Raw genomic sequence first — 15,538 nt, forward strand, 5'->3', positions numbered from 1 at the left:
CCGGGGTGTCCCGCCCTGGTTAGGGTTACCTTGCTGGAACCCTAGGTCGAATTCCGACACAATGATGTTGTGAAAATAAATCCGGAGGCACCGGGCGCGGCGGCAACCGCGCCCACCTTGGTGTCTCCGGACGGTCACACCCGTAGCGCGATCGTGCAGTTACTGCTGGAGGGCCCGGTCACCGCGGGTGACATCGGCCAGCGCCTCGGTATCTCGGCCGCCGGCATCCGTCGGCATCTCGACGCCCTGATCGACGCCGGAGACGCACAGGCCAGCGCGGCGGCGGCCTGGCAGCACAACGGGCGGGGCAGGCCGGCCAAACGGTATCGCCTGACCGCGGCCGGACGTGCAAAGCTCTCGCACGCCTATGACGACCTGGCGGTGGCCGCGATGCGTCAACTCCGCGAGATCGGCGGCGACGACGCGGTGCGCACCTTCGCCCGTCGCCGTATCGACACCATCCTGGCGGGGATCTCCGAGGTGAGCGATCCGGACGCGGTCGAGCAGACCGCCGACCAGATGGCCGCCGCACTGACCGACGCCGGGTACGCGACCACCACCACACCGGTGGCCGGTCCGTTGTCCGGTGTGCAGATCTGCCAGCATCATTGCCCGGTGTCACACGTTGCCGAGGAATTTCCCGAGCTGTGTGACGCTGAACAAGAGGCGTTCGCCGAGATCCTGGGCACCCACGTGCAGCGGCTGGCCACCATCGTCAACGGTGATTTCGCGTGCACCACCCACGTTCCACTGGGACCTGACAAGTCCCTACCTGTTCGGCCCACAGCCTGCGCCGAATCCACCACCACACAAGGAGTGTCGCCATGACCCTCACCCCGGAGACCCCGCTGACCCAGGAAGAGACCATCGCGTCGCTGGGTACGTACGGCTATGGCTGGTCGGATTCCGACGTCGCCGGCGCCAGTGCCCAGCGCGGCCTGAGCGAGGCTGTCGTGCGCGACATCTCGTCGAAGAAGAGCGAGCCCGAGTGGATGCTCGACGTCCGGCTCAAGGCGCTGCGCACGTTCGACAAGAAGCCGATGCCCAACTGGGGTTCCGACCTGGACGGCATCTTCTTCGACAACATCAAATACTTCGTGCGCTCCAGCGAGAAGCAGGCCGCCACCTGGGACGACCTGCCCGCCGACATCAAGAACACCTACGACAAGCTCGGCATCCCGGAGGCGGAGAAGCAGCGCCTGGTCTCCGGTGTCGCCGCCCAGTACGAGTCCGAGGTGGTCTACCACTCGATCCGTGAGGATCTGGAGGCGCAGGGCGTCATCTTCCTGGACACCGACTCCGGTCTGCGCGAGCATCCCGAGCTGTTCAAGAAGTACTTCGGCACCGTGATCCCGGCCGGGGACAACAAGTTCTCCGCGCTGAACACCGCGGTGTGGTCGGGCGGGTCATTCATCTACGTGCCGCCGGGCGTGCACGTCGACATCCCGCTGCAGGCCTACTTCCGGATCAACACCGAGAACATGGGCCAGTTCGAGCGCACCCTGATCATCGCCGATGAGGGCTCCTACGTGCACTACGTCGAAGGCTGCACGGCGCCGATCTACAAGTCCGACTCGCTGCACTCGGCGGTCGTCGAGATCGTGGTCAAGCCGGGCGCCCGGGTGCGCTACACGACCATCCAGAACTGGTCGAACAACGTCTACAACCTGGTCACCAAGCGTGCCCGCGCCGAAGCCGGCGCCACCATGGAGTGGGTCGACGGCAACATCGGGTCCAAGGTGACGATGAAGTACCCGGCCGTGTGGATGACCGGTGAGTACGCCAAGGGTGAGGTGCTCTCGGTGGCGTTCGCCGGTGAGGGTCAGCACCAGGACACCGGCGCCAAGATGCTGCACCTGGCTCCGAACACCTCGAGCAACATCGTGTCCAAGTCGGTGGCGCGCGGCGGTGGCCGTGCCTCCTACCGCGGGCTGGTTCAGGTGAACAAGGGCGCACACGGCTCGAAGTCGAGCGTGAAATGCGATGCGCTACTGGTCGATACGATCAGCCGCAGCGACACCTACCCCTATGTCGACATCCGCGAGGACGACGTCACGATGGGCCATGAGGCCACCGTGTCGAAGGTCAGCGAGGACCAGATGTTCTATCTGATGAGCCGCGGCATGACCGAGGACGAGGCGATGGCCATGGTGGTACGTGGCTTCGTCGAGCCCATCGCCAAGGAACTCCCGATGGAGTACGCGCTGGAACTCAACCGGCTCATCGAACTCCAGATGGAAGGTGCGGTCGGGTGACGGGCGAGCTGACTACCGCGGTCGAAGGCGGCCGTAAAACCGGTTCGGCTCTGAATGCCAACAAGGGCGAGCAGTTCGCCTCGTTCGACGTCGACGCGTTCGAGGTGCCCGGTGGTCGCGACGAGCTGTGGCGGTTCACCCCGCTCAAGCGTCTGCGCGGCCTGCACGACGGTACGGCGCCGGCGACGGGTTCGGCACTGATCGAGGTGACCGAGCGCCCCGGGGTGACCGTCGAGACCGTCCAGCGCGACGATCCGCGCCTCGGCCAGGGCGGTGTGCCGTCGGACCGCGTTGCGGCCCAGGCGTACTCGTCGTTCGGCAACGCGACCGTGGTGACCGTGGCCCGAGACACCGAGGTCGGCGAGCCCATCGAGATCGTCGTCACCGGCCCCGGTGCGGGCAACGTCGCCTACGGGCACCTGCAGATCCGGGTGGAAGAGCTGTCCCGGGCGATCGTGGTGGTCGACCTGCGCGGCAGCGGCACCTACGCCGACAACGTCGAGATCATCGTCGGCGACTCGGCCGGACTCGGCGTCATCTGGATCGCCGACTGGGCCGATGACATGGTGCACGTCAGTTCGCACCATGCCCGCCTGGGCAAGGATTCGGTGCTTGGCCACGTCAACGTCACCCTCGGTGGCGATGTGGTGCGCACCACGGCCACCGTGCGATTCACCGCCCAGGGCGGCGAGGCTCAGCTGCTCGGTACCTACTTCGCCGACGACGGCCAGCACTTCGAGTCCCGGTTGCTCGTCGACCATGCGGTACCGAATTGCAAGTCCGATGTGCTCTACAAGGGTGCGCTGCAAGGTGATCCGGCCTCCGACAAGCCGGATGCGCACACCGTGTGGATCGGTGATGTGCTGATCCGCGCCGAGGCCACCGGCACCGACACCTACGAGGCGAACCGCAACCTGGTGCTCACCGACGGCGCCCGCGCCGACTCGGTGCCCAACCTGGAGATAGAGACCGGTGAGATCGCCGGCGCCGGACACGCCAGTGCCACCGGCCGTTTCGATGACGAGCAGTTGTTCTATCTGCGCGCCCGGGGCATTCCCGAGGAGGCGGCCCGCCGCCTGGTGGTCCGCGGCTTCTTCGGCGAGATCATCGCCAAGATCGCCGTGCCCGCCGTGCGCGAGCGCCTGACCGAAGCCATCGAACGAGAACTAGCCATCACGGAATCGAAAGCGACCCAAGAATGACCACGCTCGAAGTCAAAGACCTGCACGTCTCCGTCGCCAATCCTGAAGGTGGCGACGACACTCCCATCCTCAAGGGCGTCAACCTGACCGTGAAGTCGGGGGAGACCCACGCGGTGATGGGTCCCAACGGATCCGGCAAGTCCACCCTGTCCTATGCCATTGCCGGCCATCCCAAGTACAAGGTCACCTCCGGCTCGATCACCATCGACGGTGCCGACGTGCTCGAGATGAGCGTCGACGAACGCGCCCGTGCCGGCCTGTTCCTGGCCATGCAGTACCCGGTCGAGGTCCCCGGTGTGTCCATGTCGAACTTCCTGCGGACCGCGGCCACCGCGGTACGCGGCGAGGCCCCGAAGCTGCGGCACTGGGTCAAAGAGGTCAAGGGCGCGATGACCGACCTGGACATCGATCCGACGTTCAGCGAGCGCAGCGTCAACGAGGGCTTCTCCGGTGGTGAGAAGAAGCGCCACGAGATCCTGCAGCTGTCGCTCCTCAAGCCGAAGATCGCCATCCTGGACGAAACCGACTCCGGTCTCGACGTCGATGCGCTGCGCATCGTGAGCGAGGGCGTGAACCGCTACGCCGAGGCCGAGAACGGTGGCCTGCTGCTGATCACGCACTACACCCGGATCCTGCGCTACATCCGGCCGCAGTTCGTGCACGTGTTCTTCGACGGCCGGATCATCGAGTCCGGCGGTCCCGAGCTCGCCGATCAGCTCGAAGAGAACGGCTACGAGCGATTCACTCAGGCAGCATCAACCTAGCCACATCCACCGCGTAGGAGGAGCCCGACCATGACAACGACATCCGTCGACCGCGCACTGGATCTGGAGGGGATCGCCCGCATCCGGGCTGATTTCCCCATCCTGAACCGGGTGATGCGGGGCGGGTGTCAGTTGGCATATCTGGATTCCGGGGCGACATCGCAGAAACCGCTGGCGGTGCTGGACGCCGAGCGGGCGTTCCTGACCACCTCCAACGGCGCGGTGCACCGCGGTGCACACCAGTTGATGGAGGAATCCACCGACGCCTATGAGCAGGGCCGCGCGGATATCGCGGCCTTCGTCGGCGCGGACGTCGACGAGCTGGTGTTCACCAAGAACGCGACCGAGGCGATCAACCTGGTGGCCTATGCGTTGGGGGACAACCGCTTCGAGGGCGCGGTCGGCCCCGGCGACGTCATCGTCACCACCGAACTGGAGCACCACGCCAACCTGGTGCCGTGGCAGGAGCTGGCGCGGCGCACCGGCGCCACCCTGCAGTGGTACGGGGTCACCGATGACGGTCGCATCGACCTGGACTCGCTGCAGCTCGACGAGCGGGTCAAGATCGTCGCCTTCACCCACCATTCCAATGTCACCGGCGCGCTGGCGCCGGTGGGCGAACTGGTGGCCCGGGCCAAGGCGGTCGGCGCGCTCACCCTGCTGGACGCCTGCCAGTCGGTGCCGCACCAGCCGGTCGACTTCCACGCGCTCGGTGTCGATTTCGCGGCGTTCTCCGGGCACAAGATGCTCGGTCCGACCGGGATCGGAGCGCTCTACGGCCGCCGCGAGCTGCTGAACGCGCTGCCCCCGTTCATCACGGGTGGCTCGATGATCGAGACCGTCACCATGGAGGCCACCACCTTCGCGCCCGCACCGCAACGGTTCGAGGCGGGCACTCCGATGACCTCCCAGGTGGTCGGACTGGCCGCCGCCGCACGGTATCTGGATGAGATCGGTATGCCCGCCGTGCAGGCCCACGAGCAGACCCTGGTGGCCGCCGCGCTGGCAGGGCTTGCCGAGGTGCCCCAGGTGCGGATCATCGGTCCGCAGACCACGCAGCGGCGGGCCTCCCCGGTGAGTTTCGTGCTCGACGGTGTGCACGCCCACGATGTCGGTCAGGTGCTCGATGACGAGGGTGTGGCGGTGCGGGTCGGCCATCACTGCGCGGCCCCGCTGCACCGCAGGTTCGGCATCAGCGCCACCGCGCGCGCCTCGTTCGCGGTGTACAACACGCTCGACGAGGTGGACCGGCTGGTCGCGGGCGTCAAGCGGGCGGTGGAGTTCTTCGCGTGACGGCGGGCACGAGCGCAGCGACCGGGGGTGTTGGATGAGAATGGAACAGATGTACCAGGAAGTGATCCTGGACCATTACAAACACCCGCATCACCGCGGACTGCGCGAGCCGTTCGGCGCCGAGGTGCATCACGTCAATCCCACCTGCGGTGACGAGGTGACCCTGCGGGTGGCGCTGTCCGCCGACGGCGAGACGGTCGAGGACATCTCCTATGACGGCCAGGGCTGTTCGATCAGCCAGGCCGCGACCTCGGTGCTCACCGATCAGGTGATCGGGCAGAGCGTCGGCGATGCCCTCAAGACGGTGGCCGCGTTCACCGAGATGATCTCCTCGCGTGGGAACGTTGAGGGGGATGAGGATGTGATCGGCGACGGAATCGCCTTCGCCGGTGTGGCGAAGTATCCCGCGCGGGTGAAATGTGCCCTGCTCGGCTGGACGGCCTTCAAGGCTGCTCTGTCCGAGGCCAGCCATGATGTGGAGGACAAACGATGAGCGACACCGTCAATACCGACCCCGTGAACGAGGAACTGCTCGCCGACCTCGAGGAGGCCATGCGTGACGTGGTGGACCCCGAACTCGGCATCAACGTCGTCGACCTCGGCCTGGTGTACGGCCTGAACCTGGAAGAGGGTGAGGCGGGCACCGTCGCGCTCATCGACATGACGCTCACCTCGGCGGCCTGTCCGCTCACCGATGTGATCGAGGACCAGACCCGCACCGCGCTGATCGGCGCCGGGCTGGTCAACGAGATCAAGCTGAACTGGGTGTGGAACCCGCCGTGGGGTCCGGACAAGATCACCGACGACGGTCGCGAGCAGTTGCGCGCGCTCGGCTTCACCGTCTGACCCGGTATCGGTTGGCCCGGGGACATACTGGGAATCTGTAGACCAGCCGAGACGTTAGGAAGAACGTGACTACACAGGACATCACCGCAGCTGAGTTCAAGGCGATCGTCGACGAGAACGACATCGTCCTCGTCGACTTCTGGGCGTCGTGGTGCGGTCCATGTCGCGCGTTCGCCCCCACGTTCGGCGCGTCCGCGGACAAACATCCCGATATCGTGCACGCGAAGGTCGACACCGAGGCCGAACCCGAGCTGGCGCAGGCCGCCGAGATTCAGGCGATCCCGACCTTGATGGCCTTCAAGAAGGGCCACCAGGTGTTCCGGCAGTCCGGCGCACTGGGTGCCGCCCAGCTCGAGGAGCTCATCGCCAAGATCAAGGAATTCGACATCGACGCGGCCGTCGCGTCACAGGAGAACTGAACCACGCGCTAACGTGCTCGGCGTGGCTGAGCACAGCGAGTTCGTCCTCGTCGACCGTCCCGAGCCCGGCGTGGCGTTGGTCACCCTGAACCGGCCCGAGCGGATGAACTCGATGGCCTTCGACGTCATGGTGCCGCTGCGCGCGGTGATCGGTGATCTGCATCATGACAACGGGGTGCGGGTCGTCGTGTTGACCGGCGCCGGCCGCGGGTTCTCCTCGGGTGCCGACCACAAGTCGGCGGGTTCGGTACCGCACGTCGAGGGCCTGACCCGGCCGTCGTTCGCGTTGCGCTCCATGGAGGTGCTCGATGACGTCATCCTGGGGCTGCGCAAGCTGCACCAGCCGGTGATCGCCGCCGTTAATGGTGCCGCCATCGGCGGCGGTCTGTGTCTGGCCTTGGCCTGCGATATCCGTGTCGCCGCAGCTGGGGCGTATTTTCGCGCGGCCGGCATCAACAACGGGCTGACCGCCAGCGAGCTCGGTCTGTCCTATCTGCTGCCCCGCGCCATCGGCGCGTCACGCGCCTTCGAGATCATGCTCACCGGCCGCGATGTCGACGCCGCTGAGGCCGAGCGGATCGGGCTGGTCTCCGCCGTCACCGCTCAGGACGACCTGCTGTCGCATTGCCTGGAGATGGCGCGGGGGATCGCGGCGTTCTCCCGGCCGGGAACCGAATTGACCAAGCGCACACTGTGGAGTGGACTGGACGCCGGTAGCCTGGAAGGCCATATGCAGGCCGAGGGTCTCGGTCAGCTCTATGTGCGTCTACTCACCGCCAACTTTGAAGAAGCGGTCGCTGCGCGCAAAGATAAGCGGTCGCCGGTGTTTTCTGATGACCGGGGTACCGACGACACGTAGTCAACATGAGGAGGTAGTTGCGTGATCACCGCAACGGACCTGGAGGTCCGCGCCGGGGCGCGCACACTGCTGTCCATCGAGGGCTCCGCGCTGCGGATCCAGCCCGGCGACCGGATCGGCCTGGTCGGCCGCAACGGCGCAGGCAAGACCACCACCATGCGCATCCTTGCCGGCGAGGGCGAGCCCTACGCCGGCTCGGTGGAATCCACCGGTGACATCGGCTACCTGCCGCAGGATCCGCGCGAGGGCGATCTCGATGTGCTGGCCCGCGACCGGGTGCTTTCCGCCCGGGGTCTGGACACCCTGCTGTCGGATCTGGAGAAACAACAGACCCTGATGGCCGAGGTCGCCGACGACGCCGCCCGGGACAAGGCGGTGCGCCGTTACGGCGAGCTGGAGGAACGGTTCTCCGCCCTCGGCGGGTACGCCGCCGAGAGCGAGGCCGGCCGGATCTGCGCCAGCCTCGGGTTGCCCGACCGGGTGCTGACCCAGCCGCTGCGCACCCTGTCCGGTGGTCAGCGCCGCCGGGTGGAGCTGTCGCGCATCCTGTTCGCCGCCAGCGACACCGGATCCGGCTCGGCCACCACCCTGCTGCTCGACGAACCGACCAACCACCTCGACGCCGACTCGATCGGGTGGTTGCGCTCCTTCCTGCAGAACCACACCGGTGGGCTGGTGGTGATCAGCCACGATGTCGAGTTGCTCGCCGATGTGGTGAACCGGGTCTGGTTCCTGGACGCGGTGCGCGGTGAGGCCGACGTCTACAACATGGGCTGGCAGAAGTATCTCGATGCCCGCTCCACCGATGAGCAACGCCGCCGCCGGGAACGCGCCAACGCCGAGAAGAAGGCGTCCGCACTGCGTACGCAGGCCGCCAAGATGGGCGCCAAGGCCACCAAAGCCGTTGCCGCTCAGAACATGTTGCGCCGTGCCGAGCGGATGATCGCCGAACTCGACGCGGAGCGGGTGGCCGACAAGGTGGCCCGGATCAAGTTTCCCACCCCCGCGCCGTGCGGCAAGACTCCGCTGGTGGCCAAGGGGCTGACGAAAACCTACGGTTCGCTGGAAATCTTCACCGGCGTCGACCTGGCGATCGACCGCGGCTCCCGGGTCGTCGTGCTCGGCCTCAACGGCGCCGGAAAGACCACGCTGCTGCGATTGCTTGCCGGGACCGAATCCGCGGACGCCGGGGCGCTGGAGCCGGGGCACGGGCTCAAGATCGGGTACTTCGCCCAGGAACACGACACCTTGGAGAACGACGCCACCGTCTGGGAGAACATCCGGCACGCGGCGCCCGACACAGGGGAGCAGGATCTGCGAGGTCTGTTGGGCGCGTTCATGTTCACCGGTCCGCAACTCGACCAGCCGGCGGGCACGTTGTCCGGTGGTGAGAAAACCCGGCTGGCACTGGCGGGATTGGTGGCGTCGACTGCCAACGTGTTGCTGCTCGACGAGCCCACCAACAACCTCGATCCGGCCTCGCGTGAGCAGGTCCTCGACGCGCTGCGCAGCTACCAGGGCGCAGTGGTGCTGGTGACCCACGACCCGGGAGCAGCCGAGGCGCTGGATCCCCAGCGTGTGGTGTTGCTGCCGGATGGCACCGAGGACTTCTGGTCCACCGAGTACCGGGACCTCATCGAGCTGGCATAGGGCTGGCTGCAAGACAATTCGCGCGTTCCCCCGCGCCGTGTTTGCTCGGTTCCTAGTCTGGGTATCCGCGACGTTGCACCGGGAAGTGGGGAGATGTCGATGAGTGAAACCAGGATGAGTGAAACCAGTAGGTCCCGTGAGCAGATCCTGACCGAGCTGCGCAGCGCGTACGAGCGGGGGGCCAGCATCAGGTCGCTGGTGGCCGAGACCGGCCGCTCGTATGGGTCCGTGCACAGCATGTTGCGCGAGTCCGGAACCCGAATGCGCAGCCGTGGGGGACCGAACCACCGCCGCGCAAGTTAGCCGCCGGCGGGCTGGCGCACCGAATCCTCGACGAGGTCCAAGACCGCGCTGAGGTTTTCGGTATCCTCGCCGGAGGCAAGGCGTGCCACCAGACCATCGAGCACCAGATCCAGATAGGTCTGCAGCACCGCGCCCGGCACGTCATCGCGCAGGCGTCCGGCCTGTTTCTGCTTGCGCAGACGTTCGGTGGTCGCCGCCGACAACTCGGCCGACCGCTCGGCCCAACCCTGATGGAACGCAGGGTCATTACGGAGCTTGCGGGCGATCTCCAGCCGGGTGACCAACCAGTCGAATTGATCGGGTGCGGCAAGAAGATCGCGCATCACCTGGATCAATCCTTCGCGGGCGGCCACATCGGCCATCCGCTCGGCGTCTTCGCGCGCCAACTCGAAGAACAGCGTGTCCTTGTCGCGGAAGTGGTGGAAGATGGCGCCGCGCGACAGCCCGATGGTGTGTTCGAGCCGTCGCACGGTCGCCTTCTCGTATCCGTACTCGGCGAAGCAGCGGCGGGCGCCGTCGAGGATCTGGCGGCGCCGTGCGGCCAGATGGTCGTCGGTTACCCGTGGCACGGTGCGTCCGCTGCCTGTATATCCCGAGTCCTGCCGCCCGTCGCCTAGTTCGCCTTGAGCATGTTGCGCAGCACGTACTGCAGGATGCCGCCGTTGCGGTAGTAGTCGGCCTCGCCGGGGGTGTCGATACGGACGACCGCGTCGAATTCCACCGTGCTGCCATCCTCCTTGGTGGCCGTCACCTTGACCGTCTTGGGTGTCTTGCCCTCGTTGAGCTCGGTGATGCCCGCGATGTCGTAGGTCTCGGTGCCGTCGAGCTTCAGCGATGCCGCCGACTCGCCGGCGGGGAACTGCAGCGGGATGACGCCCATGCCGATCAGGTTCGACCGGTGGATGCGCTCGAACGACTCGGTGATCACCGCACGCACACCCAGCAGGCTGGTGCCCTTGGCGGCCCAGTCCCGCGAGGACCCGGAGCCATACTCCTTGCCGCCCAGCACGACCAGTGGGATACCCGCGGCCTGGTAGTTCTCCGACGCGTCGTAGATGAACGCCTGCGGGCCGCCATCCTGGGTGAAGTCGCGGGTGTACCCACCGGAGACGTCATCGAGCAGCTGATTCTTCAACCGGATGTTGGCGAAGGTGCCGCGGATCATCACCTCGTGGTTGCCGCGCCGCGAACCCAGCGAGTTGTAATCCTTGCGCTGCACGCCGTGGGAGTCCAGGTACTGCGCGGCCGGGGTGCCCGGTTTGATGGCGCCGGCCGGGCTGATGTGGTCGGTGGTCACCGAATCGCCAAGCAGGGCAAGGACTCTGGCGCCGGTGATGTCCTTGACTGGCTGCGGTTCGGCGGGCATGCCGTCGAAGTAGGGAGGCTTGCGGACATAGGTGGAGTTGTCGTCCCACTCGAAGGTGTTGCCCTCCGGTGTCGGCAGCGAACGCCAGCGCTCGTCACCCTTGAACACATCGGCGTAGGAGTCCACGAACATCTTCCGGTCGATCGAGGACGCGATGGTCTCCTGGATCTCCGCGGCGGTCGGCCAGATGTCCTTGAGGAACACGTCATTGCCGTCGTGATCGGTGCCCAGCGGGTCGGACTCGAAGTCGAAGTCCATGGTGCCTGCGATGCCGTAGGCGATCACCAGCGGCGGTGAGGCGAGGTAGTTCATCTTGACGTCGGGGGAGATGCGGCCCTCGAAGTTGCGGTTGCCCGAGAGCACCGCGGTCACCGACAGGTCGTTCTCGTTGATGGCCGCCGAGATCTCGTCGGGCAGCGGGCCGGTGTTGCCGATGCAGGTGGTGCATCCGTAGCCGCCCAGGTAGTAGCCCAGCTTCTCCAGGTAGGGCCACAGGCCGGCCTTGTTGTAGTAGTCGGTGACGACCTGCGAGCCAGGAGCCATATTGGTCTTGACCCAGGGCTTGGAGGTCAGGCCCTTCTCGACGGCCTTCTTGGCCAGCAGCGCGGCGCCGAGCATGACGGTGGGATTGGAGGTGTTGGTGCATGAGGTGATGCCCGCGACGACGACGGCACCGTGGTCGAGCACGAAGTCGCCGCGTTCCTCAGAGTGCACCTTGACCGGCTTGGAGGGCCTGCCCTCGGCGCCGTTGGCCGCGCTGGGCGTCACGTCGACCGCATCGTCCTCAGCGAAGGACAGCGAGACGGAATCACTTGCCGGGAAGGACTCGTCGACAGCCTCGTCCAGCTTGGTCTCCGGCGCCGGGTGGTTTTCCTCGACGTAGTTGTGGATGTCCTTGCGGAACGCGTTCTTGGCATCGGTGAGTTCGATGCGGTCCTGCGGACGCTTGGGGCCCGAGATCGACGGCACCACGGTGGACAGGTCCAGCTCGATGTACTCGGAGAAGACGGGCTCTTTGTCCGGGTTGTGCCACATGCCCTGTTCCTTGGCATAGGCCTCGACAAGGGCGAGTTGCTCATCGGTGCGCCCGGTGAGGCGCAGGTATTTGATGGTCTCTTCGTCGATCGGGAAAATCGCGGCGGTGGAACCGAATTCGGGGCTCATGTTGCCGAGGGTGGCGCGGTTGGCCAGCGGCACCTCGGCCACGCCCTTGCCGTAGAACTCGACGAACTTGCCGACGACGCCGTGCTTGCGCAGCATGTCGGTGGCGGTCAGCACCACGTCGGTGGCGGTCACGCCGGGCTTGATCTCGCCGGTCAGCTTGAACCCGACCACGCGGGGGATGAGCATCGAGACGGGCTGCCCGAGCATGGCGGCCTCGGCCTCGATGCCGCCGACGCCCCAGCCCAGCACGCCCAGGCCGTTGACCATGGTGGTGTGGCTGTCGGTGCCGACGCAGGTGTCCGGGTAGGCCTTGCCGTTACGCACCATGACCGTCGGCGCCAGGTATTCGATGTTGACCTGGTGCACGATGCCGGTGCCGGGCGGCACCACCTTGAAGTCGTCGAAGGCACCCTGGCCCCACCGCAGGAACTGGTAACGCTCGCCGTTGCGCTCGTATTCGAGTTCGACGTTGCGCTCGAAGGCGCCGGCATTACCGAACACGTCGAGGATGACCGAGTGGTCGATCACGAGTTCGGCGGGGGACAGCGGGTTCACCTTGTCCGGGTCGCCGCCGAGCGCGGCGACGGCCTCGCGCATGGTGGCCAGGTCCACGACGCAGGGCACCCCGGTGAAGTCCTGCATCACCACGCGGGCCGGGGTGAACTGGATCTCGATGCTCGGGTCGGCCGAGGGATCCCAGTTGGCGATGGCCTCGATGTGTTCCTTGGTGATGTTGGCGCCGTCCTCGGTGCGCAGCAGGTTCTCGGCCAGCACCTTGAGGCTGTAGGGAAGTTTCTCGGTTCCGGGTACCGCGTCGAGGCGGTAGATCTCATAACTGTTGTCCCCGACAGTCAGCGTGTCGCGGGCTCCAAACGAATTGACCGAATCTGTGCTGCTCACATCAACTCCCGGCTAGATCTTGCCGCGACGGGCTGTGTCGACGGCGTTGCTGATCCTAACAGTACGCTTGTCCTGCAAGGCGCTGCGGGTCGGGTCCAGTCTTCTCCAGTTGCCCGTTCGATGCGACCCGGATGGCCAGATCGTGGGATCGCCGCGGTGATCACGCGGGAATCACTTCGCGATGACGAGTCGTGAGTCGGGTGCGGCCGCACGGTTGGCGCGACGGTACGGTGCCTGTGTGACCGGACCGCACGTACTCCCGCACCTGCCGGGCTACATTCCGCCCGACGTGGACATGAACCTGGTCAAGGAGCAGACCGGCGAGGGTGGCGTGAGCGCCCCCGCGGGCACCGACATCACCGCATTGCAACAGGTCGTGGCCGAGGCCAACCAGGACGGTATCGACCTCAAGATCGTCGTCATCGCCAACAACCCGCCCATCGACACCCCGTTGCGCGATATCGCCACCGAGGTGGGTGCGGCCCATCCGGGTTCGACGGTGCTGGCCATCAGTCCGTCCTATGCCGGAACGTTCAGTCCGGTATATGACCGTGTCACTCTGGAAGCCGGTCAGGATCTGGCGAAAACAGGCGATCCGGTGCAATCTTCGAAGAATTTCGTTGCCGAGTTGCAGACCCCCGACTTTCCCTGGATGCCGTTTACCATCGTGCTTGTTCTCGGCGTTGCGGTCGCTGCGGTATTCACTCGTATGCTGCAGGTTCGCGCGAAGCGCGGCGTTGCTGACGAGGCCCCCACGTCGACTGCCGACTAATCATCGAACATTTGGTCGCGAATTCGAATATCACCATTCGATAACGCTCGATTCAATTACATTCATGTAATTTGTTACTAAAGTTTCTTTAGCGCGTGATGTGACGTACGGTGCAAACAGTGCTCGTGATGCAGGTGTGATTCCTGTGACTCACGGCACGCAAGTGATGTTGTGCCGACACTGTTCGCGTTGAGCCCTAGGAGACTTGAGTCGAATGAGACGCACCCCTGGCGCCTCCGCCTCCCGGAACTACGGGCGAGTCTGCGCGATCCCGCTGTCGTTGGGGATTCTGTTCGCGGGCGCCGTGCCCGATGGCCCGATCACCGGGCCGGTCGCGATCGCCGAGCCGGTCGGCCCGGAGGGCGTGGCCGCCCTCGTCGCCGCCGTCGCCGATGCCAACCAGCGGCTCCAGGACCTCGGCGCGGCCGTGCAGGCCCAGCAGGAGAGCGTCAACAAGGCGCTCGTCGGAGTGCAGGATGCCCGCGATGCCGCGCTCGCGGCCCAGCAGCAGGTCGACGCGAGCCAGCGCAGCGTGGCGGATGCCAACGCCGCAATTGCCGACGCGCAGAAGCGGTTCGACACCTACGCCGTCGCGGCCTATGTCAATGGGCCCGCCGCCTCCTACCTCACCGCCGCGGATCCGGCCGACGCGTTGCGCACCGCCGCGGCCGGCCAGGCGATGGCCATCAGTTCGCAGCAGGTGATGTCCGATCTGCAGCGGGCCCGCACCGATCAGGTCAACCGTGAATCGGCAGCCCGGCTGGCCAAACAGAACGCCGACAACGCCGCCGCCGCCGCACAATCGAGCCAGGACGCCGCGGTGGCCAGCCTCACCGAAGCGCAGCAGGTCTTCGGTTCTCAGCAGTCCGAACTGGATCGCCTTAGCGCCGAACGCAGTGCGGCGCAAGCGAAATTGGCCGCCGCACGGCCGGCCCAGGCGCCCGCCGCCGCACCCGCGGCCGCGGCGCCGAATGCCGGTGCCGGCCCCGCGGCCACCCCCGCGGCTGCGGACTGGGACCGCACACCGGGCGCGGCCGCACCGGGGGCGCAGTCCAGCCAGTGGGACCTGACGCTGCCCGCGATCCCGAGTGCATTCGTCAGTGGCGATCCGATCGCGATCATCAACGCGATTCTTGGCATCATGCAGACCTCGGCGCAGCTGACGGCGGACATGGGCCGCAACTTCCTGCAGAAGCTGGGCATCCTGCCGACCCCGACCGGATACACCAACAACGGCGCGATCCCGCGGGTGCACGGCCAGGCCGCCTCGGAATTCGTCATCAAGCGCGCCATGTCGCAAATCGGCGTGCCCTACTCGTGGGGCGGCGGAAACGCCGCAGGAAAGAGCAACGGGATCGACCAGGGCTCCGGCACAGTCGGTTTCGACTGCTCGGGGCTGGTGCTCTACGCCTTCGCCGGGGTGGGTATCAAACTGCCGCACTATTCGGGATCGCAGTACGACATGGGGCGCAAGGTCCCGACATCGCAGATGCGTCGTGGCGATGTCCTGTTCTGGGGCCCGGGCGGCAGCCAGCATGTGGCGATCTATCTCGGCAACAACCAGATGATCGAAGCCCCCTACACCGGCTCGCACGTCAAGATCTCGCCGGTGCGCACCAGCGGCATGACCCCGCACGCCGTCCGATACATCGAGTATTAACCGTAGGGAAATCCTTGAACGCCTTGACTTCCAAACGCTTCAGAAGCCTCACCCGTGTGCTGGCCGCACTGGCGGTCGCCGGTGC

Annotated in this window: 15 protein-coding genes; 13 read left to right on the forward strand and 2 right to left on the reverse strand. The window is 66.2% G+C overall.

From position 1 onward, the window contains the following. Positions 1-69 precede the first annotated feature (69 nt). The 11 genes from C6A86_RS13045 to C6A86_RS13095 all read left to right on the forward strand — a co-directional run bounded on the left by C6A86_RS13045 (position 70) and on the right by C6A86_RS13095 (position 9,591). Positions 70-828: a metalloregulator ArsR/SmtB family transcription factor gene (locus C6A86_RS13045; RefSeq protein WP_105363277.1), complete on the forward strand. Its 759-nt coding sequence runs from the start codon at positions 70-72 to the stop codon at positions 826-828. Beyond that, a complete protein-coding gene (gene sufB, locus C6A86_RS13050; protein WP_105363278.1) occupies positions 825-2,255 on the forward strand; it encodes a Fe-S cluster assembly protein SufB in 1,431 nt (476 codons plus the stop codon). Before C6A86_RS13045 ends, sufB begins: the two co-directional genes overlap by 4 nt. Continuing rightward, positions 2,252-3,457 carry a Fe-S cluster assembly protein SufD gene (gene sufD, locus C6A86_RS13055; protein ID WP_105363279.1) on the forward strand — a complete coding sequence of 402 codons (1,206 nt, stop codon included), beginning with the start codon at positions 2,252-2,254 and terminating at the stop codon, positions 3,455-3,457. Before sufB ends, sufD begins: the two co-directional genes overlap by 4 nt. Next, positions 3,454-4,221: a Fe-S cluster assembly ATPase SufC gene (gene sufC, locus C6A86_RS13060; protein WP_105363280.1), complete on the forward strand. Its 768-nt coding sequence runs from the start codon at positions 3,454-3,456 to the stop codon at positions 4,219-4,221. Before sufD ends, sufC begins: the two co-directional genes overlap by 4 nt. A 30-nt stretch (positions 4,222-4,251) precedes the next feature. Further along, positions 4,252-5,514 carry a cysteine desulfurase gene (locus C6A86_RS13065; protein WP_105363281.1) on the forward strand — a complete coding sequence of 421 codons (1,263 nt, stop codon included), beginning with the start codon at positions 4,252-4,254 and terminating at the stop codon, positions 5,512-5,514. A 34-nt stretch (positions 5,515-5,548) separates the two neighbouring features. Next, a complete protein-coding gene (gene sufU / locus C6A86_RS13070) occupies positions 5,549-6,007 on the forward strand; it encodes a Fe-S cluster assembly sulfur transfer protein SufU (protein WP_105363282.1) in 459 nt (152 codons plus the stop codon). After that, complete coding sequence (locus C6A86_RS13075; protein WP_105363283.1) at positions 6,004-6,360, forward strand: metal-sulfur cluster assembly factor; 357 nt, start codon at positions 6,004-6,006, stop codon at positions 6,358-6,360. The genes sufU and C6A86_RS13075 overlap by 4 nt, the downstream gene beginning before the upstream one ends. Positions 6,361-6,425: 65 nt before the next feature. Continuing rightward, positions 6,426-6,779, forward strand: coding sequence for a thioredoxin (gene trxA / locus C6A86_RS13080; protein WP_105363284.1), 354 nt, complete (start codon positions 6,426-6,428; stop codon positions 6,777-6,779). A 13-nt stretch (positions 6,780-6,792) separates the two neighbouring features. Further along, entirely contained in the window at positions 6,793-7,638 is an 846-nt protein-coding gene (locus C6A86_RS13085; protein ID WP_199196180.1) for an enoyl-CoA hydratase, read from the forward strand. A gap of 21 nt (positions 7,639-7,659) precedes the next feature. Beyond that, positions 7,660-9,288, forward strand: coding sequence for an ABC-F family ATP-binding cassette domain-containing protein (locus tag C6A86_RS13090; RefSeq protein ID WP_311101176.1), 1,629 nt, complete (start codon positions 7,660-7,662; stop codon positions 9,286-9,288). A gap of 114 nt (positions 9,289-9,402) precedes the next feature. After that, entirely contained in the window at positions 9,403-9,591 is a 189-nt protein-coding gene (locus C6A86_RS13095) for a helix-turn-helix domain-containing protein (protein ID WP_302033561.1), read from the forward strand. On the opposite strand, the gene C6A86_RS13100 is transcribed toward C6A86_RS13095, so the two are convergent. Further along, complete coding sequence (locus C6A86_RS13100; protein ID WP_105362045.1) at positions 9,588-10,160, reverse strand: TetR/AcrR family transcriptional regulator; 573 nt, start codon at positions 10,158-10,160, stop codon at positions 9,588-9,590. The genes C6A86_RS13095 and C6A86_RS13100 overlap by 4 nt on opposite strands. 44 nt (positions 10,161-10,204) lie before the next feature. Beyond that, on the reverse strand, positions 10,205-13,021 hold the full coding sequence (gene acnA, locus C6A86_RS13105) for an aconitate hydratase AcnA (RefSeq protein ID WP_105362046.1): 2,817 nt from the start codon (positions 13,019-13,021) through the stop codon (positions 10,205-10,207). A gap of 238 nt (positions 13,022-13,259) precedes the next feature. Between acnA and C6A86_RS13110 the strand changes: the two genes are divergently transcribed. Beyond that, positions 13,260-13,793, forward strand: coding sequence for a DUF6676 family protein (locus tag C6A86_RS13110; RefSeq protein ID WP_199196076.1), 534 nt, complete (start codon positions 13,260-13,262; stop codon positions 13,791-13,793). Between the two features lie 214 nt (positions 13,794-14,007). Next, the gene (ripA, locus tag C6A86_RS13115; RefSeq protein ID WP_105362047.1) at positions 14,008-15,453 is read left to right on the forward strand and encodes an NlpC/P60 family peptidoglycan endopeptidase RipA; all 1,446 of its coding nucleotides are present in this window, start codon (positions 14,008-14,010) and stop codon (positions 15,451-15,453) included. Positions 15,454-15,538 lie beyond the last annotated feature (85 nt).

The organism is Mycobacterium sp. ITM-2016-00316 (assembly GCF_002968335.2).
Lineage (GTDB): Bacteria > Actinomycetota > Actinomycetes > Mycobacteriales > Mycobacteriaceae > Mycobacterium.

Bases quoted from the DNA above. Each gene is read 5' to 3' on its own strand.
- sufB (WP_105363278.1), top strand. From the start codon at position 825: ATGACCCTCACCCCGGAGACCCCGCTGACCCAGGAAGAGACCATCGCG.
- sufC (WP_105363280.1), top strand. From the start codon at position 3,454: ATGACCACGCTCGAAGTCAAAGACCTGCACGTCTCCGTCGCCAATCCT.
- C6A86_RS13065 (WP_105363281.1), top strand. From the start codon at position 4,252: ATGACAACGACATCCGTCGACCGCGCACTGGATCTGGAGGGGATCGCC.
- sufU (WP_105363282.1), top strand. From the start codon at position 5,549: ATGAGAATGGAACAGATGTACCAGGAAGTGATCCTGGACCATTACAAA.
- C6A86_RS13075 (WP_105363283.1), top strand. From the start codon at position 6,004: ATGAGCGACACCGTCAATACCGACCCCGTGAACGAGGAACTGCTCGCC.
- C6A86_RS13095 (WP_302033561.1), top strand. From the start codon at position 9,403: ATGAGTGAAACCAGTAGGTCCCGTGAGCAGATCCTGACCGAGCTGCGC.
- ripA (WP_105362047.1), top strand. From the start codon at position 14,008: ATGAGACGCACCCCTGGCGCCTCCGCCTCCCGGAACTACGGGCGAGTC.